The following is a 23512-nucleotide window of genomic DNA, read 5'->3' as shown; positions in this document are numbered from 1 at the left end:
TTTAAATGGGAGGTGTTTCTCGAATGAAAATTAAAAAGTTTTTTCAGACATCTTTTTTGTTAACATCTATGCTGTGTTTGCTGGTTGGTTCAACATTGGTGTCGGCGGAATCAGTTGCTCCTGCTCCTGCTCTTTTCGACTGCTCCAAGTTTGAAGGTGATGTTAGTTACAAAACCTCTGCCGATGGTTCGATTAAAAAGGTAATTGAAATAAAAGATGTTAAGCACTTTGGAGAGCAAAACAATCTCAGACTAAACGAAGGCGATAAAGTTACACTTGTACTTCCTGTTTCAAGTAATAACAATAATAGTGATGAAGTAATAGACATTCACAACAGCATCCTTAACAACAGCAATAACAATAAATATAAAAAATTTGAAGATGTTTTCGAACCGCTAGAAATAACTAAATATATTAAAAACGTCAGAGAAACCGGAAATGCCTGTGGATCAAAAGTTATCAGAAACTCTTTTTATGCTCCACCTGGTGGTGAAATGACAATATCTCAAGGAGTTCAAGCGTCATACACTAGTTCAGTCGAAATGTCCACTTCCATAATATCGAAGGCTGTAGGTTTCCAAGTTACAGAATCCTATAATGTTTCAGATAAACAACACATTGTAGTTCCCGAAGGAAAAAGAGGAGAACTTAAAGCATTTCCTTATTATGAAACCAAAACCTTTGAGATATGGGAACTTGGAGTAGTTTATAATAAAAAGATCGGAGACGGAACGGCACTTTTTCCTTTTGGTGTTTGTTTTGTAGAGCGAGTTTACTAATTTTAAAAAAGCTGCGTTCTTGGATATGATTGAACTGTGACTCACCAGAAGGACACTTTGAAAAAAGTGACCCTCTGGTGGGTCTTTTGTGTTTTTCATCAAAGTAATGGTAAGGGAGAGGAATAAGAAAATGTTGACCAGGGCGAGCCTGAAAAAGTATGACTCACCGATATTTTTCATGTCCAGCTCCGTCTAATCCTCCCACAGCTCGGATATCAAATCCTCTGCTTCCTGCTTTCGTTTTGCTGTTTCCGATGGGTCGAGCGTTATTTTATTGTCGCAGACAATTACCGCGTCCCCGGCTTGAGCGCCATCCGGGAGCAATGACTTGTGAAAATCATGTGTCTGTCCATCAAGCTCGATGACCGCAATATCGCCTTCAATTCGGTCGATTATCCCTTTTCGCATATCAATCACCTCGCTGTTGCGAACGTTATCTTCTTGCCGTCACTGATTGCGGTAACGGTTCCTTGCTGATCCGTCCGATATATTTTGGCTTTCGCTTTTTGCAGACGGGTGAGTATATCCTTCGTCGGATGACCATATTTGTTGCCTTTTCCTGCGCTAATAACCGCATGCGCTGGCTTGACGGCATTCAGAAATTTCTGCGATGTCGATGTAGTTGAGCCATGGTGTCCTACCTTGAGCACATCGGCAGACAATGCGGCCCCGCTTTTGAGCATGTCCGCTTCGCTTTTCAGCTCCGCATCACCGGTAAACAGAAAGGAGGTGTCCTTGTATTGCAGGCGCAAGACCGCGCTCCATTCGTTAAGCTCATTACCGTATTCGTTGACTGGTCCGACGAACTTGGCCTTCACTCCGGCAAGCGGGATGTCAACGCTGGCTTTCGCCGTTTTGATGGTGAGCTTCTGCTTTTTCACGGCCAATAAGAAGTCTTTAAAGGTTTGTGTCGTATGCGATACCTTGGGAGCATAGACGGCTTTGACCGGGAAGGCGTTAATCACATCATCCAAGCCGCCGATATGATCGGCATCGGGGTGGGTGGCAATCACTGCATCAAGCTGATTTACCCCGAGGTGCTTCAGATAGGTTACGACGTCTTCTCCCTTGTCATTGTCACCCGCGTCAATAAGTATGTATTGGTTGTTCGGCGTTCGAATGAGAGTGGAATCTCCTTGTCCTACATCCAAAAAGTAGACCTGCAGCGTGCCGGCGGCTTGCTTCTTCGGGAGAATCATGGCCGTGCCGGCCCCTTTTTGAGCCGTATTTTTGTCACCGGTCTTTCTTATGCTGCCATCCTTGTTATGATAATGGTACTCTCCATCCTTAAGTCCCCATTGCCCGCAATTGGTACGGCATGTATGCCCCCCATTGGCATCTGTCTTGCCTGGATGCGCGATGGCTGAAGCAGGAAGAATGGCAGCGATCAACGTCAAAACTAAAATTAGCGGAATCAGATGTCTTCTCATGATGCTCCTTCTACTGTGTGTCATAGAACCAATGTTACCATAAAAGCATGATAGTTGAAAACAAATGTTCGCATATAACGTGGGCTTGTATCGATTAAAAGGCAGGAAGAAACAATTCAGCGAATAGTTATAAGAACTCATTTACAATATTGAGCAGTATTTGTTATCATAGACAAAATATTTAAACGCGATGAAGAGAAGAGTAAATAAATGAATTCTTTCACAGAGAGCTCCAGTTGCTGAAAAGGAGCAAGAATAATTTATTGAACCAAGCCTCTGAGCGGCATACCGGAACCTGGCGAGGGGATGGCATGACAGGAGCTCCTGTTACAGAGCTAGAGTATAAGCATTCAACGGAATGCCGTACTTGATAAGGTTAATATGGCGACATATTAATAAACCTGGGGTGGTACCGCGAGAATCTCGTCCCCAAGACATCACGTCTTGGAGGTGAGATTTTTTTATTTGCAATAAAGTTGGAACGGAACTGGAACTTACACAGGAGGGCATGAATATGAGCAAGGAACATGAAAACGTTTCTGAACATTTTATAGATAAGCTGATTCGTGACGATCTTCAAGCCGGGACCTATAACAGACCGATTTGCACAAGATTCCCGCCGGAACCAAATGGATACCTTCATATTGGCAGCGCGTACGCCATACACACGAACTATAGGACAGCTCAAAAGTTCAACGGCAAGTTCCATTTGCGTTTTGATGATACGAATCCTTTAAAAGAGGATATGGAATATGTGACTGCCATCATTGATGATATCAATTGGTTAGGTTACAGCCCGGGCGACAATATATTTTATGGATCAGACTATTCGAATGAAATATTCAATGCGGCTGTTGCTCTGATCCAGAAAGGAAAGGCATATGTTTGCGATTTATCGCCAGAAGAAGTAACGGCTTACAGAGGAACCCTTACAGAACCCGGCCAGAACAGCCCGTACAGACATCGCTCCGTCAAAGAGAACCTCGATTTATTTACAGACATGAAGAATGGCGTGTACCATTCAGGGGAAAAAGTTCTGCGGGCTAAAATAGATATGGGTTCGCCCAATATAAATTTAAGGGATCCTGTGATCTACAGAATCATTCAGGCGGAGCATTACAGAACGGGCAATACGTGGTGCATCTACCCAATGTATGATTTTGCCCATCCCATCCAAGATGCAATCGAGGGCATAACGCATTCCTTATGTTCCATCGAGTTCAAAGATCATCGTCCTCTATATGAATGGGTAATGAATGAGCTCAATATATGCGAAGCTCCTCAGCAAAGGGAATTTGGAAGGCTAAACCTAACAGGTGTGGTTACAAGCAAACGATTTTTAAAACAATTGGTTGACGGGAAATATGTAGACGGATGGGACGATCCGAGACTCCCTACGATTCGCGGGCTCAGGAGAAGAGGCTTTACACCTGAAAGCATAAGCAGCTTTATCGACGAGATCGGATTAATCAGACATCAGAGCATGGTTGACATCGCCATGCTGGAACATGCTTTAAGGCAGGATTTGAAAGCGAAAGCAAACAGTGTCATGGCGGTAATAAATCCGTTGAAAGTGGTAATCACAAATTATCCAGAGCATCATTCTGAATATGTAACCATTGACAATAACAGCGAGAATGAGGCTTTAGGGAAGAGAAATGTTCCTTTTACGAGAGTTGTTTATATTGAAAAGGATGATTTTATGGAGCAGCCATGCAAAGGATTTCACAGGCTGACTCTACATGGAGAAGTTCGGCTCAAGGGGGCTTATTTCATTACGTGCAATGAAGTGCTCAAGGACGAACAAACAGGTGACATCACCGAGCTCCGCTGCACGTATGATCCGAAAACAAAGAGTGGAACCGGATTTACGGAACGGAAAGTGAAGGGGACGATCCATTGGGTGTCTGCACAACATGGAATAAAAGCAGATATACACATGTATGAGAAGCTGTTAAAGGACAACGATTGCCTTCAAGATGACAGCCCTTGGGATGCAGCCATTAATCCCGATTCAATCAGGATCGTAAAGGATTGTATTGTCGAGCCATCGTTGGAAACAGCGCAACCGGAAGATAAGTTTCAATTTATTCGGCATGGATATTTTTGTGTGGATAATAAATATACAACGAACGATAAACTGGTGTTCAACAGAATCGTTCCGCTCAAAGATAATTGGAAGAAAAATACGTAATGCCGCATGTGATCCGGGGCACAGGGAAAAGAACCGGGCAGTCTAAGCAGCTCTCCGGTTCTTCCTGTTTTCTTACGAAATGTTCACTTTATATGTAATCTAGTGTACAACATCCAATCGAGATGCTTCTTTATGAAAAAATAAGGTATAAGGTTGGATAGGACCCAACGGGCCATTCCGTTGTTCGTTCATGCCGGCGCAAGAGGTGCAGAAATGGAAGCATGCATCAGTCGATTCGTGAGTAATGGGCTCTGCATCTCGTGCAGTTGCTTTGATCCCGGACCTCGCCATTTTCCATTGTTCGTCCCGACAAACCGAACTCAATGCTCGTCTTCTCACTTCCACATTTAGGACATTCCTTGATTAAGTGCGTTCCGTCGAAACCGACAATGTTCGTTACCCGTCTGCCGAGACGGTCATATCCGCTCAGGTTCGTGCCGAACCGGATGGGCTCGCTATCGGAATGAATTATTTTTTCATTTTCCTCTCCCAATGTAACAGGAAATTCAACTCTCATCGTTTTCCCAACCTCCATTTTTAGATATGAAATGAACCATTTCATTTTGCTCACGTAAGGAATATTATACCATGAGCTTATGAGTCTTTGGTTCTAGATATATTACTTTATATGATAAAAACAGACATAAAACTAGAATATCTGTGAAATTTGGTAGTCGGCATCCCGCATTCGTGTGCAATGTCAGCAACCATGAACGGAGTGCTCCCGGGTTATGGGGGAGAGAACGCCGGTGTTCGTGGCCTCTTGGCACGCACCGCTGTCCCGCCAGATTAGGCAGAACGTAGGCAACTGCCGTTTCCAAGCCCTTGGGATGGCCATAACATATGGTGTAAATATGAAGTAGGGGGATGAGAACGGTTGGGAAATCGATTGGGTATAAAAGGTAAATCGAAAGAACAGTCCTGCTCATGCAAGCAAGGCCATGCGTCACAAGTGCGGTTTCAACATCGCATGAGCGGCCGGTCATCGTTGACAGAGGGCCACCGCCACCGATTTCGCAATTTAACGGATCGATTTATTCCGGGACGAGGCACCCATCGGCATACATTTAACGGGATTACCCAAATTGCAGACGGCCATCGGCATGCTTATTCCGGCATTACCGGACCCGCGCTCAATGGGCAAGGGCCGCGCCATTTCCACCGTTTCCGTCAAGTAACCCGAGTGGCTGACGGTCATACCCATATCATTTCGGGACGTACGAGCGTTCCGATTCGGGTGAGCGGCTCTGCTAAGCACCTGCACGGATTAATTGTGGAGAGCATCAAGTGAAGCTAGCGAGAGCGGCAAGATTTCAGCATAGCCAGCTGAAATCTTTTTTAATTCAATTAGAATAACCATAATGCTATGAGCGGGGGGACACCATGTTTATTGTTGAGGCATTAATCCTATAGAGTGTTGGGTTCTACTCCGATTCATTTAGAATAAAAGAAATAAATGATGATTGGAGAAAGACCTGTTGACATCATGGTTATGTGCGTGTATAATATCTAGTTAACAGGTTGTACATAACTTGTTGTGGCACTTCCTCAACAAAACAATTTCATCTTTCACCATCATTTCAGCTTGTCCACCGCTCCTTCGGAATTTTCCCTACGCGCCCGTTATTCCGTCGAATCAAGTTTCTAATGAATAGGTCCGATTGTTTTTTATGTTAATTGTTTCGTATGTTTGATTTTTGGTTAAATGAATATTTATGAGGAGGGCTTACGTATATAGTACAGCCGTTAGGTCTTTTTAGTTGGAGGTATAACAAATGAATACAGTATTGGTAAATAACTGGTTGAATCACATGGGAGGATACCGTGCGAGCCGCGCGCTCAACGAACGCCGCTTGTCGTACCGTATGTCTTATGTGCAAGATGCGAAGAAGAACGCAGCAGGCCACCGCGAACAGGATAAGCTGCGTCACGCGATTCATCGCGCGAAGGAGCAGGAGATGATTTTCCATATTGCATGCGCAAAATTGTCTGAACTCTATCGCGATGCGTTGACCACGCGCTATGTTCATGATCAGCGGGGCATTGAACCCGAATTGATTTCGGATGCAATCGATGCGTTGACCAACGAGTTGAACCACATGGAGCAATCCGGAGTGATTCAATTCCGTGTCATTGAAGGTTATGTTATTTTGCAATATGTACATCAACGTACAGCGTAAAAAATCGTATAAGAACAATATCGTCAGGTAGAGCTATCAACTCACGGATGGTCTTTATCGTCCGTTCCCGCATTTCATTTCACAGTATTGGGTGAGCATATGAATCAGGAACTATAACAACCCCTTAAGGATGTATATCTTAAGGGGTTTATTTATGTTTGGATGCCGATGACAGAGAAGAGTAGCGCGAACCCGGTTGGCGCATATTAGTAGGGACAGCATTGAAAAGCCTCGACTCGCGAGGTGATGATTGGGAGGGAGCACATGCTGAAAATAATGAGAAAGCTGCGCGGTGCGTGGCGCAAATGCGCTTTTATCAGTACAGCTCTGTTCGTGCTCTGGGCAGCAGCTGTCGCCGATGGGGCGGCATGGGCGGCTGGCAGGGACGAGATACATAATCCATTACCCGTGCAACCTTTGGATCTTGTATCCGGACGGACCGCAGCGGTCGTAATCGATGATTTCGGCAATAACATGACCGGAACGGAGGAAATGCTCAACCTGCCGATTCCGCTAACGGTTGCGGTGATGCCATTCCTTCCCTCGACGAAACAAGATGCCGAGCGCGCGCATCAGCGGGGCCATGAAGTCATCGTCCATATGCCGATGGAGCCTATCTCCGGCAAGGCAAGCTGGCTTGGACCGGGAGCAATCTTAACGGGCTTATCGGATGAAGAGATTATACGGCGCGTCAATGCAGCCATCGATGAAGTTCCTCATGCGGTAGGAATGAATAATCATATGGGGTCCAAGGCCACTGCCGATCGGCGTGTCATGCGGCTGGTACTAAAGGTGTGCAAGGAACGCGGACTTTATTTTTTGGACAGCAGAACGAATTCTCGCTCCGTCATAAGCGAAGTCGGGAAGGAAGTCGGTATCCCGATTGTACAAAATCATCTGTTCTTGGATGACGTGTATAAAGTGTCCCATATCGTGAAGCAATGCAGGCTGCTTGAGGCTCATCTTGACCGGCATAATGCCTGCGTAACGATCGGTCATGTAGGGAAGCCGGGATTGAAGACCGCGGAAGCGCTGCGCCAATACGCTCCCCGAATTTCGAAGAAGGCTGTGTTCGTGCATATCTCCTATTTAGTAAAAAAACAGCAGCTTCAGGAGCTGGATTCAAAATCGATTCCAACAAACTGAAACGAAAAGCGCCCTCCCGTTCTGTAAGGTGAACGCGATAAAAGGCGCTTTTTTGTGGTTGCAGGGAGCGAAGCCAGTCATTAGAACAGCAGCTGATAATGAACGATCGCATCACTAATCCGGGCGGCGATTTCGCGTTGGGTGCGAGGTTGAGTAAGCAGGCTGCGATCCCGGGCGTTGCTTATAAATCCGGTCTCCACGATGACCGCAGGCTGCTGTACGCGGCGCAGCAAGTAATAGGTCTTGCCCAGCTCCGGTTGGAAGCGGGTTCCGAACATGGAATTGAGCGAATCTTGAATAAGCTTGGCCAGCATTCGGCTCCTTCCTTCGTTCTGGTGAAGCACGACCGGGCCGCGTGCGGCACTGTTTTTAGACCAATTGACGTGCAGACTGATGAACAGCGATACGGGAATCTCCTCGCTCAATTGGCGCCGCTGCGCCAAATCCTTCCGGTGTCTCGAACGGGTAGCAGACCAACGATTGTCATCGCTGAGCGCATAGTCTCCGGTCCGGTTCAGAATAACGGGAATTCCGCGCGCTTTCAGCATCAGATACAGCTTCTTGGCAATAGCCAAATTGATGTTTTTTTCCAACACGTCGCCGTGGCTGGTTCCCCCGTCTATACCTCCATGACCTGCATCGATAAGAACTAATTTGGAAAGAAATACATTAGAAAGCGGCTGCCCCTCCTGTAATACATTGCCGGCCGGCATATTCTTGTCCGGAATAAAGAGAACGTGATGGATGGGGGCTGAAGGGGAATGGGCATAAGCGGCATTGCCGGGAAAAAGAACTGCAGCGCCAAACAACAGCATGCATAAAGCGCCTACAATCCACCTGTAATGGTGCGGCGATAAAATTCGTATCTTTTGTGTCATCGACGGCTAGACCTTCTTTCTGCAATGGTTCTGTACATAGCGTGCGCAACGTTGCTTCCCTTCATTCGATCATAATCGAGGTTTGACGGAAGGTGATGATGGAGATGCTAATAAGGGACGAATCCATGCAGCTACGATGAGATGTTAAGGAGGTGACCGTCTGTGGATAAAGGTGAAGAGTTGATAAAATTCATTACACAGCGCGTCGTCACATATATCGACACACCGGTGGAAGCGCGTCGGGAGCGTAAAATGGAACGGAAAAATCGTGTGAAAGAGCCATGGAGCACGAAATGGTTCGGGATGATGCCGCTCGGTATGAAAATGTGGGTCGGCCAATGGCGAGGCAAACCGCTATACAAGCGGGCCGGCCAGCTTACGCTCGTCCGTTGGTGGAAATCCAACTCGAAATCTTCACAACAGCAGCAACGATGAAAAAGGCACGCTCTTCGATAAGAGGTGCCTTTTTGCGTGATTTATCAGGACTGCGGCACGAAGGAGCCGTGCTGCAGCGCAGCATCTGCCGCAATCCAACGCAGTGTTTTCATGTCGGCTGAATTTACGACGATATAAGCGTTGGCGGCAAGCGACTCTTCGGAAGATAGAGAGGTCGAAGCAGTCTGCTGCCACTGCTGCACTCCGATAAGCGAGTATGGCTGGTTTACCGATTTGCTCGCGTCTTGCTGAACATAAATCCAACGCTCCGATTGAAAGTTACCCGGAATTTTTCCAGTAAGCCGCTTGTGCGAGTGCTCCGCCATCCACAAAATGTTCCCGTATGGATCGAATGGCATACGCAGCCGGCTGGGCAATGGTGTTGACTGATTTATCCGATTTGTATGTTCGGGGAGCAGTTCTCTGGCATGAAGCAAAGATGCAAACGGTTGGGGGGCGTTCGGCCTATGGGCAATCTGGGCGGACCCGGAATAATGATTGTCCATGACAGGCGCCGATTCGGTCTTCAAATCAGGGTTGAATTGCTCTGGCAGCCATTCGCCGCTCTGCGCATCCAACCAACTTGCCGTACCGTCTTGCCAGTCTACACGCCAGACCGTAAACAGCGGCTGCAAGAACAACGGTTGGACGTCTGACGCCATCTTCGTTCCAAGCTCGCCAGATTGAAGCATATCGGTTATCGCTTCTTGCAATATCGCCTCGTCATAAGGCATACTATCGCCTTGGCCATATTCCTCCAACCGAATTTCTCCTTTGTCGGTCGTTTGCAATATCATGTAGCCAATCTGTGTATCGTAATCCATAATGCGAACGAGCCAACCGTGCATTCCCGGGCCTAGCGGCAATAACTCGGTCATCGCTTGACGCCATGCTTCGAAAGGCTTGTCCTTGGCTAACCGCGCTTTATAGTATTGAACCGCTTCATTAATCGTCGGTTGCTGCACGGCTTGACTGGCCTGCAATGAAATGCCGCCTAGCTGAAGCTGAAAATGAGTGCTGGAAGAAGCCGGCTTCGACGTGAATGAGAGCTCGGCTAGCTCGGCGGCGGTATGCGCTTCCGCTACCGATATGGGCGGCAGTGCTTCGCCCAAGGTATTGAATTGATTCGATGCGGTTAATACGGCACATGTAACGCCGCCCGCTATGAGCGAGGTAAGCGCCGCCGCCGTCGTCAGTCTCGCGAGTTGGGTCCACCACGGTTGTTTTTTCATCATCGTTCACCTCTTTTATGTTCCATAATCGTAGTTTTGAGTTGTATCCTTTTTTCGGAGTTTTCTATTTGTATGTCTATTAACCTATCTACGATACGTGCCAACCATTTCATTGTAGTTGACAAGCTCTGAAAAGGCTGTCGGACGATCGTTATTGGCGGCCTGATGCGGCAATTCTATTTTTGCCGCTTTCTGACGTTTCCCCGCATAAATTCGGCGATTAAGCGAAAAGAGCGGGGATGGTCAGACAGAGCTTTTGTCGGCGCATACAAGCGTGAAACTGGAAAATGTAAAATCCAACATTATCGCATCACCGTCGCCGGCACATGAATCACTCCGGCGTTGATAAGCGACAGGTGTATTCTCGGTTCGAACCGCCAGCACAGCTCCTGACGCCTCATGTCGTACTGCTGCTTGATTTGAGTCAGCTTGTCCGTTGCTTCGGCGTCCGCGTCTTCCCGCGGGCTCCGCTTCTCTGCGGCCGTTTCTTGCAGCAAGGGCTCATAGTAGGCGGCGAGCCTGGCGAGCTCTTCCTCAAGTCTAGCGTTCGCTTCTGACGCCCATGTGTCGTCATAGCGTGAAATCATCTCGATAAGCCGCTCCTCGACAGCGGAGCGGGCTTGCTGCAGCGTCATCCGCCAAGGCAGCACATGCACGTGCGGCGGCAACTTCGGCGTAAGCTGCATCGCAAGCGCTTCATCCATATAATTGGCGCGCATTTTGCCGCTGACGAGCGAGATGCCGCAGCTGTGAATTTCCTCGCGCTTCAGATCGCAGGCGAATTCGAGCTTCATGTTGAGCAGCAGCCACGGCTCATACGGAGCGGAGCGCCTTGCGCCGCGAGCCGGGCGTGCGGCCGCTTCGTCCGCCGCCGGTTCCGCGAATAGGCTGACGAAGCGGCCTTCGCTGTGGGCGGCCTGCATAATCTGCTCGAGGCGGCGGCTGCCATAGGTGACGTCCTCGCGCGGAATGCGGCCGGGGCCGCCCCCGCCGCCCGTGAAGGCCGGCGCCACGCCGAAGTAGCGCCCGAGGATGGAATCCCCGGGCGCGCTCGCAGGCGAACCCGGCGCCGTTCCGGGCACGGGCGGCATTGCGGCAGCAGCGCCAGCCGCAGGCGGGCCGCCGGGAGGCGCTCCCGCGGCCGGCACCATTGGCGCGCCGACCGGCCCTCGCGGCGGCTCCTGCGGCATCGCCGCCGGATCGAACACGAATGTGAAGCGCATCGTTTCCGGCTCCGCCCCCGTACGATCGACGAAGCCCCAATAATAGGGGCGATTCGTCAGTATGCGGTCGGCGCGTTCGGACAGCTTCACGGTTGCGTGCGCGGGCGACTTTTCGAGGATGTGGCAATCCGTTGCTTCCAAGTAGCGCATGACATAACGGCGGACTTGTTCGGTATTCATCTGTTATGCCTCCGCTTCTGTACTCATTTGATCAAGCAATCGGCTCAAAGGCTCCTTGGAATTCCCGCTTTCCGACTCTACTTCCTCCCGAATCGCGTTCAGTGAATGCCCCAGGCGGTCGACCTGCTGCCGAATATCCTCCTCGGTGCCGGCTTCCAGCAGGATGCGGGACAGGCTTCGTTCCAGCGAATCCTGCTTCTCGAAGCGCTCCAGAATCATATCGAGGCGCCCGATGACCAATTCGAACATATTGATTTTTTCATGGAGAAGATTCAGGATATGCTCCTCAATCGTCCCTTGCGTGGACAGATTGTAGATCTTCACATCGTTCATTTGGCCGAGGCGGTGGACCCGGCCGATCCGCTGCTCGACGCGCATCGGATTCCACGGCAGATCGAAGTTGATCATATGATGGCAGAACTGCAGATTGATGCCCTCGCCCCCGGCTTCGGTCGCAATCATCACTTGCGCGCGGCCCCGGAACAGATCCATCATCCAGTCCTTTTTGCCGCGATTCATGCCGCCGCTGTATGGCACCGCCACGAGTCCATGCTTGCGGAAATATTGCATCAAATATTCTTGCGTTGCCCGATATTCGGTGAAGACGATGACCTTCTCGTTCATCTCGCGTATGAGCTGAATGGCGGTCTCGGCTTTCGTGTTCGCGGTGATGCCCTTGATGAGATCGACCAGATCCCATATATGATTCCGCACCGGCGAATCCTCCGGCAGCTTCTTCGACAGGTTGACCAACGTCAAAAATACGGCGTCCCGGCTTGAACACACTTCCCGCTGCAGCGTAATGAGGGAGAACATGCTCCCGATATCGCCGCCGTTCGCTTGATACTGCTCCTTGACGAAGCGGGTCACGCCTTCGTACAGCGCCTGCTCCTCCGGGGACAACGTGAGCGGCACGTTTTTGACGATGCGCTTCGTGAACTGCACGCTGCCTTCACCGCGCCGGTTGCGGACCATCACTTTAGACAGCTCGGTCTGAAGCTTGTTCTCGTTCTTCGGCATTCGCTTGTCGGCCACGAAATTAGTGCTGAACTCGCCTTGCCCGCCAAGCTGTCCGGGCTTCAGCAGCGTAATCAAGTTATACAGCTCGTTCATGTCGTTCTGAACAGGGGTGGCGGTGAGCAGCAAGCAATATTTTTTGCGCAAGTGCTGTATGAACTGGTAGTTCGTCGTTTTGCGGTTTTTGAGCTTGTGCGCCTCGTCGATAATAAGCATGTCGTATTCCTGTTCCAGCAAGACCGCCTTATGCGGATCGCGCTTGGCCGTATCCATCGAGGCGACGACGACATCCGATTGCCAATGGTATGCCTTTTTCTGCGCGATGGCGTAAATGCCGAATTTATGATTCAACTCTCGCACCCATTGCAGGACAAGCGATGCAGGCACGAGAATAAGCACGCGTTTGACGAGACCGCGAATCATGTATTCCTTAAGCACGAGCCCGGCTTCAATCGTCTTGCCGAGCCCGACCTCGTCCGCAAGTATGGCGCGCCCCCGCATCTCATGCAGCACCTTGCGCGCGGTATCCACTTGATGGGGCAGAGGCTCTACATTCTGGATATGCGAGAGGCAGAGCAGCTCGTCGAAGGCGTGAATGCGCCTCGCTTGCTCCGCTTCATATGCGAGCTGGAACAGCGTAAAGTCATCCCACGGGCCGTTCTTCTCCACCCGCTCGGACAATTCTTCGGCCCAATCATGATCCAGATAGAGCGGGACTTGGCCGATCCGCCTGTCCGGCCGCGGCAGAGCTTGCGGGGCTTCGGAAGCAGCTGCGTCAAGCGACGGCGTCGTCGCTTGGTTAACTGCGGATTGCACAGTGCGGGTTTGCGGCGATTCGTTCGTTGGCATCCTCTCGACCTCCTTGCTTTAGCTGTAGTATGGTCTTTTTTCGAAGGTTTCATAACCTGCTTGGGTATTGCTTGAAGAAGGCTTGTGCGCAAAAAAACGGAAAGCGCAAGGAGCAAAAAAGGGAGATTCATAGAGAAAAAAGAAGCTAGGCAAACGCAGTCTCGATTGTTTAGGCGATATTTCATCTTTTATCATTAGAAATTCTATATCTAGTATAGTAAAATGGTTTTCGCACACAATATATTGTGGGAGATACATACAATATCGGAAATTAAATTCGCGTGTGTGCTGTCAGTGAACTTGAATTGGGAGGTTGTTTTCTTTGAAAACGGTGCAGAAGCAACGCTTGGAAGGGCTAAGCGAAAAAATATTTTTGGATCGGTATGCATGGAAGGATGCGGACACGAATAATACGAAGGTCGGCGACGTCGTATTGGTGTTGACGAAGGACGATCCGAAATTCCCAGCCAAAGAAGTCGGTGAAGTGATCGCGCGCGACGGACGTTTTGTGTCGGTTCAATTGCGCAGCGGCGAAGTGGTGCAATCCACGGTAGAGAAGCTGACGCTCACTATCGAAAAAACGCCGGAAGAAATGTGGGACCGACTTGCGTCTGCGATGGCATCGGTAGAAGCGACTCCGGAAAAACAAACCGAATGGACTGAAAAGTTCCGTTATATATTGGATGACTGGAAGCTCGTTCCGGGCGGGCGCATTGCGGCTGGAGCCGGGGCTAGCGAGGAGCTGACGCTGTTTAACTGCTATGTGATACCTTCGCCGAAGGATAGCCGCGGCGGCATTATGGAGACCTTGTCGGAAATGACGGAAATTATGGCCCGCGGCGGCGGGGTCGGCATCAACCTGTCCTCGCTGCGGCCGCGGCGCGCCATGGTGCGCGGCGTGAACGGCTCTTCGAGCGGCGCCGTATCTTGGGGCGGTTTGTTCAGCTACACGACGGGCTTAATCGAGCAAGGCGGCAGCCGGCGCGGCGCGCTCATGCTCATGATGAATGATTGGCACCCCGATGTGCTCGATTTCATTACCGTGAAGCAGACGATGGGGCAAGTGACGAACGCGAACCTGTCCGTCTGCGTGAGCAACGGCTTCATGCAAGCCGTGAAGGAAGATCTGGATTGGGAGTTGGTCTTTCCGGATACGGCTGATCCGGAGTACGACGAGCTGTGGGACGGCGATTTGGACAAATGGAAGCAGGCTGGCAAGGAAGTCGTCCCGTATCGTACCGTCAAGGCGCGCGACATCTGGCATACGATTATCGAGTCCGCCTGGAAATCCGCGGAGCCTGGCGTCGTGTTCATGGAGTACTACAACCAGATGTCGAACAGCTGGTACTTCAATCCGATTATTTGTACGAATCCATGCGGCGAGCAAGGGTTGCCGGCTTGGGGCGTCTGCAACTTGTCCGCGATCAACCTGTCCAAGTTCTACGACGAGGGCAACAATGATGTCGCATGGGACGAACTGGCGATGGTTACGCGTTATTCCGTCCGCTTCTTGGATAACGTTATCGACAAGACGCCGTACCATTTCGAGAAAAATAAAGAGAATCAACAGAATGAGCGCCGTGTCGGCCTCGGCTCCATGGGTCTGGCCGAGCTCATGATCAAGCTCGGTGTCCGTTATGGCAGTCCGGAATCGCTGGAGTTCCTCGATAAATTGTTCGGCTTCATCGCGCGCGAAGCGTATCTGGCTTCGTCCGAAGTTGCGGCAGAGAAAGGCTCGTTCCCGGCATTCGAGACGGAGCCCTATCTGCAAAGCGGGTTCATGAAGAACATCGTCGGCGCCTATCCGGAGGTCGGCGCAGCGATTCGCGCGCACGGCATGCGGAACGTGACCGTCATTACCCAAGCGCCGACAGGCAGCACAGGCACGATGGTCGGCACATCAACGGGGATCGAGCCATACTTCGCCTTTAAATATTTCCGTCAGAGCCGCCTTGGCTTCGACGAGCAATTCGTGCCGATTGCGCAGGAATGGATGAACGCTCATCCGGGCGAACCGCTGCCTGACTACTTCATTACGGCGATGGACCTGTCTGCGGAGGATCATATTCGTGCGCAGGCGGCTATCCAGCGCTGGGTGGACAGCTCGATTTCGAAGACGGCGAACTGTCCGAATGACTTTACCGTAGAAGAGACCAAGAATCTGTATGAGCTGGCGTTTGATCTCGGCTGCAAAGGTGTCACGATCTATCGTGACGGCAGCCGCGACGTTCAAGTGCTCTCTACAGACAAGGGAGATAAGAAAAAGGAAGAAGAGAAAGCGGAAGTCGCTGCGACATCTGAAGATGCATCTGAAGAGACAGAGAAGGCGGACATCGCCCAGGCTATGGCAGCGCCAACCATTGCCGTGACACCTCGTCCGGATGGCAACGGAAGCAATGGGTCGAATAACGTCTACAAACGCCGCCCGCAGGTGCTGCGCGGCGCAACATATAAGATTAATACGCCATTCGGCATGGCGTACATTACGATTAACGATCTGAATGGAATTCCGGGAGAGATCTTCCTGAATGTAGGGAAGGCCGGATCGGACGTATTCGCGATGGCGGAAGCGCTTGGCCGCGTATGCTCCCTGTTCCTGCGTTATGGGGATCATGGCAACAAGGTCGAGCTGCTGATTAAGCATTTGAAGGGCATCGGCGGCTCCGGCGCGATCGGGTTCGGCGTCAACCGCGTCGAATCGATTGCCGACGCGGTGGCGAAAGCATTGGAGATTCACCTCGCAGAGGGCGGCGGCCTGTCGGCTGCGGACGAGCAAGCGCCAATCGCGGCGACGATCGAAGCTCCTCCAGCGCCGATTGAGCCGGCCGCGATCTCAGCGAAGGGCGAAGTGACGTCCCGCGACCTGTGCCCGTCCTGCGGCACGGCCTCGCTCCTGAACGTGGAAGGCTGCAAGACGTGCGCGAACTGCGGATATAGCCGTTGCTCGTAATCGGAGAGGATAAAAGTCGTTCCTTGCTTATTGTGATTTTGCATAAAAGGTGAGAATTCGTGCGCACTGAGTGATAATATTTCGTCATGAATATTCATGCATTATGAAAGCGGCTGTATGTTTTATTCATAAGACAAATAAGCCTGTAGCGGCAACGTTTGCCGGCTACAGGCTTATTCAAGTTTATAAGGAAACGATGATAAAAGTAATTAAAACCTTATACCAGAAAATTGTATCAAGTGTTAAAAGAAAATGAAGTGTTTTCTTAGTGCTTAGTCTAATTGAATGATCTATACAAAGAACTACATGCTACTCGCGTATGTGCTTTAATTGTCAATTGGTAATATAATGTGAAGGACGTAGCCCAAGCGGAGGCGCGGGAGCGTTCTCTTCTTTTTGTGTTGAGCTAACTGGTAGCTTGTTGAATGGATTTTATTTTGTAGTAATTGCTAATTGCTATTGAACATATTGGGAGCACATCTATTCAGGGACAATAACCGCCATCGGAAGAGATGAATTGTGGTTGAAGGAAGAACTGTCCAAATTTGGAGTGACGAATATACAGAATGTATATTTGGTCAAATTGACAGCCACGGGCGGTTATATATTGATTTGTTCAATGATCAAATCAAGAATGCGGCTTCTCAACCGCAGGCTGAGGCGCTTGCTACATTAAAAAAATGTGAGGCGGATTTAGGAATGTTCAGCTTGTCAACAACGAATCAAGGGGCAAAAGCGATGTATGAGGGATGCTCCAAGGCATTAAGGGACATAATTATTGAATTAAGACCGCTTCTAATCCAACAGTGAACAGACTAAGAGTACCGATAAATGTATGAAACTTCGTAATATCGGTTCTTATTCTACCTATCCGGCATTAAGTGTTTGCATGGCCCGTCTCATATAAACCAAGGAGTGAATCAAACATGAAAGTTAAACCGGAACTGCATATCAAGTTACACGGCTTTAATAATCTTACAAAATCATTAAGCTTAAATATGTACGACATTTGTTATACCGAAACAAAAGAAGAACGTGAAGCCTATATTGAGTATATTGACGATCAGTACAGTGCGGATCGATTGACAAAGATTTTAAACACAGTGTCCGATATTATTGGCGCCAATGTAGTGAACATTGCAAAACAAGATTATGTTCCGCAAGGAGCGAGCGTATCTCTGTTAGTATCTGAGGGGCCGGTTATAGAAGTTCCGACCGTATCGTCTGAATCTCCCGGGCCTCTTCCAGAGTCAGTTGTCATGCAGTTAGATAAGAGTCATATTACGGTTCATACTTATCCTGAATATCATCCGAACGAGGGGATCAGCACGTTCAGAGCGGATATTGATGTGTCTACATGCGGGGAAATCTCGCCGCTAAAAGCACTGCATTATTTGATTGGCTCGTTTGAGACGGACATTATGACGATTGATTATCGAGTTCGGGGATTCACCAGAGATGTACATGGCCGCAAGCTATTTATTGACCACGATATCAGTTCCATACAAGATTATATTCCGGATGACATCATCCATTTATTCGACCTGATTGATGTTAATATATATCAGGACAATATATATCACACAAAATGCAGGCTTAAAGATTTTGATTTAAATAACTATTTATTTGGATATACAAAAGATAAGTTAACTCTAAAGGAGCAGCAGGAAATAACGAAAAAAATAAGAGCGGAAATGAACGAGATATTTTCCAGTTTCTCCTCAATACGAACCTGAAGGTTTAGATGCAGCTTGAGCAGCAACCAAAGCGGCCTTTACGGCTTCTGAGATTTCTTTTTCGCACGGTATGCCTGGGGAAAATGGCCTTTATCTCCCGAAGCTCTAACGGTTCCATTCCCAGCTTTCCCGCCAGCATATATTAATTCAGGGTCGATCTACTAGAGCAACGCTGAGAACAAGCGGGCAAAAACTTCATTCATTTTTTGAAACCTGGATCGTTTCTCGAATTCCGCCAGCATAATCTCCTTACTTACGTCAAGATCACGGTAAAAGTCTTGTACCAAACGATCAACTACCTTCCCGTCAAAAAAGACTGCATTGATTTCGAATTGACCGCAAAAGCTGCGCATATCCATATTGGCGCTACCGGAGCACGCCAAGTCATCGGAAATCATCACTTTGGCATGGAGGAACCCTTTTTGATAGCGATAAAACCGAACCCCAGCCTGCAGCAATTCTTGGGCATAGGACAAAGAAGCGCAATAAACAAGTTTGTTGTCAGGAACGCCAGGTATAATGACTCGAACATCGACTCCTCTCATCACGGCCGTTTTTAGAGCCAGCAAGATGCCGGGATCGGGAATGAAATAGGGCGACTCGATATACACCCTTTTTTTCGCCGAAACGATCAGCGAGAAAATAAGCTCCAGGATCGTCTCGTCCGGACCGCTTTTCACGATTTGCACAAATTCCATCCCCCGACTTTCCTGAATGGGGTAATAAACGGGATCGGTTACTGTTTGCCCTTTGACCAAGTACCAATCGTGTAAAAAGGTATATTGAATCCAGAGTACAGCATCGCCTGTCATGCTAAAATGAGTGTCCCGCCAGTAGCCGATGTCCGGATCCTTCCCCAAATATTCGTCTCCTATATTCAAGCCGCCGAAAAAACCGATTTTGCCGTCCACCACGACTATTTTGCGGTGATTTCGGTAATTGAGCCGCTTATCGATGAACGTGGCCAGCAAGGGGAAAAAGCATCCCGTTTCCACGCCTGCAGCCTGCAGCCGTTTCAAATAGTCCTTTCCCAGCCGTCTGCTCCCGAGTCCGTCATATATAAACCGCACTTTCACTCCTTCCTGCACTTTTTGGTTTAATAACCTCTCGAACCGGGTGCCGAGATGATCATTGCGGATGATGTAAGATTCAATGTGGATGTGATGCCTGGCCGCGGCAATCGAATCCAACATCGCTTCAAAGGCTTGTTCTCCTTTGGCAAAGACCGTCGTTTCATTATAAGCGGTAATGGGGGCGATCGGTATGTCTTTAAGTAGCGCCTGCAATTTGTGGCCTTGCCAAATGGTTTCCTCTCCCATAACTTTCCGGATTCTCTGGTTACACCGTTGAATGAGGCCTGCCTTGAATTGGTCCCAATAATTACTTTCCTTCTGCTGAAGGGTTGGGTGACAGTATTCTTTCGCTACAAAGTAATACAAGATGAAACCGATTGGCGGAAAAATAAACAGGATGACAAGCCAAGCAATCGCTTTGCTTGGACGGCGATATTCGACAAAGATAACAGTAGCGATTTGTAAAATGAACAATAAGAGAGTGAAAATAATTATCCAAAACAATTGTTCAGTCGCTCCTCCTCGGAAGGTCATCATAGATTTTTCCAAACGTTCTAGTCTTAGAATGCCTTTTAACAGTAGCGATATGAATACGACGATGTGGAATAATATGGTTGTTACGAAGCGTTTTAGTATTTGCATTGCAATTCAAATATACCAAGTGTGATAAAAGTCATATTTGCAGTATAAACTAATCAAGCAAATCGAAATAAGGGGTAGGGTTATGACATACATAAACCGGGGGTTAGACTCCCTCATTATTGGAGTTGACGTCGGCTCGACGACGGTCAAAGCCACGGTGGTGGATCCGGAAAGCAAGCAAATCATATGGTCGGACTATCAGCGCCACCATACGAAACAGGCAGAAAAAGTGTTGGATTTGTTGGTTGCCATCGGAAACGAATTTCCGGATGTTAAACAGGAAAACATACGTGTGTTTACGACGGGCTCTGGCAGCGGCCCCATTGCCCCGCACATCGGAGCGAAATTTGTGCAGGAAGTAAATAGCGTCACCATGGCCGTCGAGCATCTTCATCCCGATGTCGGGAGCGTTATCGAACTCGGGGGGCAGGATGCGAAGATTATCATTTTCAAGGAGAACGCGGAAACAGGCAACAAGCAAGCGCTCACCTCCATGAATGACAAATGCGCATCAGGTACCGGCGCCACGATCGACAAGTGCATGATCAAAGTGGGGATGCCTGCGGAAGAAGTGGGGAAATTGCACTTCGACGATTCGAAATTGCATCATGTGGCCGCTAAGTGCGGGGTATTTGCCGAAACGGATATCGTCAATCTCGTAAAAAGCGGTATTCCGTCAGCGGAAATCATGTGCTCCCTCGCGGATGCCATCGTCATGCAAAACCTTTCCGTTCTCACCCGCGGGAACACGCTGCGGCACCGTGTCCTTTTATTGGGAGGACCGAATACATATTTGCCTTTCCTGCAGGAATGCTGGCGAATGCGGATTCCTCAGACCTGGAAGGAGCGGGGATATGAGTATCCGAATGATGTGCCGATCGACAGCTTGATTTTCGTTCCGGATAATTCGCAGTATTATGCAGCTTACGGCGCCGTCCTGTACGGGCTTCATGAACCGGCGGATGTCGGTGTCTACATGGGATTGGAGAAGCTGAAGGAATTTATAGCCCATGGCCGTAAAGCCAAGCTGGGCGAGAAGGCAGGCCCGCCACTGGTGGGCACCAAGACTGAGCTGGAACAATTCCGCCAGAGTTACCGCATTCCCGAATTTATACCGGCAACGTTCACCCCGGGGCAGAAGGTGAGAGCGGTAATCGGATTAGACGGCGGTTCCACTTCATCCAAAGCCGTCCTGGTCGATGAGCAAGGGGATATCTTGCTTAAAGAATATCAACTGTCGAAAGGCAATCCGCTTGAAGATACGAAAGAAATGCTGAAGCGAATCCGGGAAACGGTAAAGGGGCAGGGGGCCGACTTGGAGATTATCGGCTTCGGCGCTACGGGATATGCCGCAGATGTTCTGGAAAAAACATTGCATGCAGACGTTAATATTGTAGAAACCGTCGCGCATATGATGAGCGCTGTTCATCAATTCGGCGACATTGATGTGATCTGTGACATCGGCGGTCAGGACATCAAGGTTCTCTTTCTGAAAAACCGGGATATTCGCAATTTCAAGCTGTCCAATCAATGCTCCGCCGGAAACGGAATGCTCCTGCAGGCGATGGCGGATCAGTTCGGCATTCCGGTGCAAGAGTATGCGAATACGGCTTTTAACGCAGACTTGAGTCCTAAATTTTCCTACGGCTGCGCCGTATTCCTCGACGCGGACCGGGTCAATTTTCAGAAGGAGGGGTACTCCAAGGAGGAACTGCTCGCCGGACTCGCTCTCGTTCTGCCGAAAAACGTATGGCAGTATGTCGTGCAGATTCCACGTATGGCCGAGCTCGGCCGCAAGTTTGTCTTGCAAGGCGGAACCCAATACAATTTGGCAGCGGTCAAGGCCCAGGTCGACTATATCGGCCAGCGGGTTCCCGATGCCGAAGTGTACGTTCATCCGCATCCGGGAGAAGCGGGGGCGATTGGAGCCGCAATGGAAACGTTGCGCGTGGTGAAGCGGCGTGGGTATTCCAGCTTCTTGGGCCTGGATACCGCCATCGATCTGCGTTATGTAAGCCGCAACGACGAATCGACCCGCTGCAATTTTTGTCCCAACCACTGCAGCCGGACGTTTATCGATTCCGAGACGCCGGACGGCAACACTGCCCGTTATATTTCCGGTTTCTCCTGCGAAAAAGGAACGGTGGAAGACCAGGAAGCTGTCTTGAAATTGACGAAGCAGCGGCAGGAGTTGAAAAAGCATTATCCGAATCTCGTCGAATACGAAGCGCGCCGCATGTTCCAGCATTTCTACGATGCGGAGCCGCTTCCTGAACCTGGTCTACAGGTGGATGATGTCCGGGTGAAACGAGGCTTGTTCGGGCTTGGAATGCGCAAAATTCCAAACCGGCGTCCGTTCGAGCGTTCTTCTGTTGAATCTATGAACAGGCGCAACCGGATTCGTATCGGGATACCTCGGGTATTAAACATTTGGTCCACCGCTCCTTTTTGGCGGACGTATTTCGAAACGCTGGGCATCGATAAGCGCAACATTGTATTCAGCGACAATACGAGCGAAGAAATGTGGCAGGAAGGCGGCAAATATGGATCGATCGATCCTTGCTATCCTTCGAAAGTGGCCCAGGCTCATGTACATAATTTGCTGTTCAAGCACCATGAGTCCAAACCGCTGGATTACATCTTTTTCCCATGTATCACGCATATTCCGACCCATCTGCACAATGTGATGGATTCTGCGAGCTGTCCGATTGTGGCGGGCGCTCCGAACGTGATCAAGGCCGCCTTTACTAAAGAGGTCGATTTTTTCGAGACGAAAGGAATCACCTACCTGGATCCTGCGGTTACATTCACCGAACCGAACATGCTGAAGAAGCAGCTGTTCGAGGCATTCGCCGACCAGCTGCAGATCACCGAGGATGAGAGCGATTTTGCCGCGGAGCAGGGGTGGGCGGCGATGGATCGGTTCGATGCCGAAATGCAGGAGAAGGGCCGGGCGATCTTAGAGCAGATCGAACAGGAAAACCGCCTTGCCATTCTGATGATCGGACGTCCTTATCACTCCGATCCCGGCATGAATCATGGCGTGCTTGAAGAGTTTCAGGTGCTCGGTTACCCGATATTGTCCATGCGCTCCATCCCTAAAGACGAGGCATGGCTGCAACGCTTTTTCAGCGAAGATCTGAAGAGCGGACGAGTGGAATATTCGCTCGAAGTAAGCGATGTATGGCCGGAAAATTTCAGCTCCAACAGTGTGCAAAAAGTGTGGGCGGCCAAGTTCGCCGCACGCCATCCGAATGTGGCAGTACTGGACTTGTCCAGCTTCAAATGCGGACACGATGCGCCGACCTACGGGTTGATCGAATCGATCATATCGACGGCCGACACTCCATACTCCGCGCTGCATGATATCGACGCCAATAAACCGAGCGGTTCAATCAAGATCCGGGTTAAGACGTATGCGCACAGTCTGGGGCTTCATGAAGAGCGGCTGCAGGATCTGGCACGCAAAAAGGCGGAGCTGCAGCAGCGACTGGAACAAAAACGCGCAGAACTAACGGGCAGGAAACCGGGAGAACAAGCTGAGGTTATATAACATTCAACAATAACG

Annotated in this window: 18 protein-coding genes, 1 pseudogene and 1 other annotated feature; of the genes and pseudogenes, 10 read left to right on the top strand and 9 right to left on the bottom strand. The window is 49.6% G+C overall.

Features of this window, described 5'->3' with window-relative positions:
- The first annotated feature begins 23 nt into the window (after nt 1-23).
- Complete coding sequence (locus tag JSQ80_RS02490; RefSeq protein WP_206094228.1) at nt 24-779, top strand: hypothetical protein; 756 nt, start codon at nt 24-26, stop codon at nt 777-779.
- Nucleotides 780-971: 192 nt separating this feature from the next.
- Here JSQ80_RS02490 and JSQ80_RS02485 read toward each other — a convergent pair whose 3' ends face one another.
- Together JSQ80_RS02485 and JSQ80_RS02480 are read right to left on the bottom strand one after the other, a co-directional pair.
- Nucleotides 972-1187 (bottom strand): DUF3006 domain-containing protein, encoded by a 216-nt coding sequence (locus JSQ80_RS02485; protein WP_206094227.1) that lies wholly within the window; start codon nt 1185-1187, stop codon nt 972-974.
- A gap of 5 nt (nt 1188-1192) precedes the next feature.
- Nucleotides 1193-2209 carry an MBL fold metallo-hydrolase gene (locus JSQ80_RS02480; protein ID WP_206094226.1) on the bottom strand — a complete coding sequence of 339 codons (1017 nt, stop codon included), beginning with the start codon at nt 2207-2209 and terminating at the stop codon, nt 1193-1195.
- 181 nt (nt 2210-2390) lie between these two features.
- Nucleotides 2391-2643: a binding site (T-box leader), on the top strand.
- 80 nt (nt 2644-2723) lie between these two features.
- Here JSQ80_RS02480 and JSQ80_RS02475 point away from each other — a divergent pair.
- A complete protein-coding gene (locus JSQ80_RS02475) occupies nt 2724-4403 on the top strand; it encodes a glutamine--tRNA ligase/YqeY domain fusion protein (RefSeq protein WP_206094225.1) in 1680 nt (559 codons plus the stop codon).
- Between the two features lie 226 nt (nt 4404-4629).
- On the opposite strand, the gene JSQ80_RS02470 is transcribed toward JSQ80_RS02475, so the two are convergent.
- Nucleotides 4630-4920 carry a hypothetical protein gene (locus JSQ80_RS02470; RefSeq protein ID WP_087433809.1) on the bottom strand — a complete coding sequence of 97 codons (291 nt, stop codon included), beginning with the start codon at nt 4918-4920 and terminating at the stop codon, nt 4630-4632.
- A 360-nt stretch (nt 4921-5280) separates the two neighbouring features.
- Here JSQ80_RS02470 and JSQ80_RS02465 point away from each other — a divergent pair, with 360 nt between their 5' ends.
- The 3 genes from JSQ80_RS02465 to JSQ80_RS02455 all read left to right on the top strand — a co-directional run bounded on the left by JSQ80_RS02465 (nt 5281) and on the right by JSQ80_RS02455 (nt 7729).
- Nucleotides 5281-5694 (top strand): YmaF family protein, encoded by a 414-nt coding sequence (locus JSQ80_RS02465; RefSeq protein WP_206094224.1) that lies wholly within the window; start codon nt 5281-5283, stop codon nt 5692-5694.
- Nucleotides 5695-6178: 484 nt separating this feature from the next.
- Nucleotides 6179-6583, top strand: a complete 405-nt coding sequence (locus JSQ80_RS02460; protein ID WP_206094223.1) for a DNA-directed RNA polymerase — start codon at nt 6179-6181, stop codon at nt 6581-6583.
- 264 nt (nt 6584-6847) lie between these two features.
- Nucleotides 6848-7729, top strand: a complete 882-nt coding sequence (locus JSQ80_RS02455) for a divergent polysaccharide deacetylase family protein (RefSeq protein WP_087433806.1) — start codon at nt 6848-6850, stop codon at nt 7727-7729.
- An 80-nt stretch (nt 7730-7809) separates the two neighbouring features.
- Here the strand turns inward: JSQ80_RS02455 and JSQ80_RS02450 are convergent, their stop codons facing one another.
- Nucleotides 7810-8607 (bottom strand): N-acetylmuramoyl-L-alanine amidase, encoded by a 798-nt coding sequence (locus JSQ80_RS02450; RefSeq protein ID WP_240463485.1) that lies wholly within the window; start codon nt 8605-8607, stop codon nt 7810-7812.
- Between the two features lie 162 nt (nt 8608-8769).
- Here JSQ80_RS02450 and JSQ80_RS02445 point away from each other — a divergent pair, with 162 nt between their 5' ends.
- Nucleotides 8770-9042 (top strand): YqzE family protein, encoded by a 273-nt coding sequence (locus tag JSQ80_RS02445; protein ID WP_206094222.1) that lies wholly within the window; start codon nt 8770-8772, stop codon nt 9040-9042.
- Between the two features lie 44 nt (nt 9043-9086).
- On the opposite strand, the gene JSQ80_RS02440 is transcribed toward JSQ80_RS02445, so the two are convergent.
- The 4 genes and pseudogenes from JSQ80_RS02440 to JSQ80_RS02430 all read right to left on the bottom strand — a co-directional run bounded on the left by JSQ80_RS02440 (nt 9087) and on the right by JSQ80_RS02430 (nt 13543).
- Nucleotides 9087-10277 (bottom strand): hypothetical protein, encoded by a 1191-nt coding sequence (locus tag JSQ80_RS02440; RefSeq protein ID WP_206094221.1) that lies wholly within the window; start codon nt 10275-10277, stop codon nt 9087-9089.
- Nucleotides 10278-10576: 299 nt separating this feature from the next.
- The gene (locus JSQ80_RS29685) at nt 10577-11287 is read right to left on the bottom strand and encodes a YqhG family protein (protein WP_336245835.1); all 711 of its coding nucleotides are present in this window, start codon (nt 11285-11287) and stop codon (nt 10577-10579) included.
- 180 nt (nt 11288-11467) lie between these two features.
- A pseudogene (locus JSQ80_RS29680) lies at nt 11468-11677 on the bottom strand (YqhG family protein); the annotation flags it as partial.
- A 3-nt stretch (nt 11678-11680) separates the two neighbouring features.
- Nucleotides 11681-13543 carry a DEAD/DEAH box helicase gene (locus tag JSQ80_RS02430; protein WP_206094219.1) on the bottom strand — a complete coding sequence of 621 codons (1863 nt, stop codon included), beginning with the start codon at nt 13541-13543 and terminating at the stop codon, nt 11681-11683.
- Nucleotides 13544-13865: 322 nt separating this feature from the next.
- On the opposite strand from JSQ80_RS02430, the gene JSQ80_RS02425 reads away from it, so the two are divergent.
- The 3 genes from JSQ80_RS02425 (at nt 13866) to speD (ending at nt 18229) form a co-directional block, all read left to right on the top strand.
- Entirely contained in the window at nt 13866-16493 is a 2628-nt protein-coding gene (locus tag JSQ80_RS02425; RefSeq protein WP_206094218.1) for an adenosylcobalamin-dependent ribonucleoside-diphosphate reductase, read from the top strand.
- A 519-nt stretch (nt 16494-17012) separates the two neighbouring features.
- Nucleotides 17013-17303 carry a DUF1657 domain-containing protein gene (locus JSQ80_RS29675; protein ID WP_336245698.1) on the top strand — a complete coding sequence of 97 codons (291 nt, stop codon included), beginning with the start codon at nt 17013-17015 and terminating at the stop codon, nt 17301-17303.
- Nucleotides 17304-17419: 116 nt separating this feature from the next.
- Nucleotides 17420-18229 carry an adenosylmethionine decarboxylase gene (gene speD / locus JSQ80_RS02415; protein ID WP_206094217.1) on the top strand — a complete coding sequence of 270 codons (810 nt, stop codon included), beginning with the start codon at nt 17420-17422 and terminating at the stop codon, nt 18227-18229.
- Between the two features lie 161 nt (nt 18230-18390).
- Here speD and cls read toward each other — a convergent pair whose 3' ends face one another.
- Entirely contained in the window at nt 18391-19806 is a 1416-nt protein-coding gene (gene cls / locus JSQ80_RS02410) for a cardiolipin synthase (protein WP_206094216.1), read from the bottom strand.
- A 220-nt stretch (nt 19807-20026) separates the two neighbouring features.
- Between cls and JSQ80_RS02405 the strand changes: the two genes are divergently transcribed.
- A complete protein-coding gene (locus JSQ80_RS02405; RefSeq protein ID WP_206094215.1) occupies nt 20027-23497 on the top strand; it encodes a BadF/BadG/BcrA/BcrD ATPase family protein in 3471 nt (1156 codons plus the stop codon).
- The last annotated feature ends 15 nt before the right edge of the window (nt 23498-23512 follow it).

Source organism: Paenibacillus apiarius (genome assembly GCF_017052585.1).
Lineage (GTDB): Bacteria > Bacillota > Bacilli > Paenibacillales > Paenibacillaceae > Paenibacillus_B > Paenibacillus_B apiarius.
Note: the sequence above shows the minus strand (reverse complement) of the source record. Positions and strands in the feature narration are given on the sequence as shown.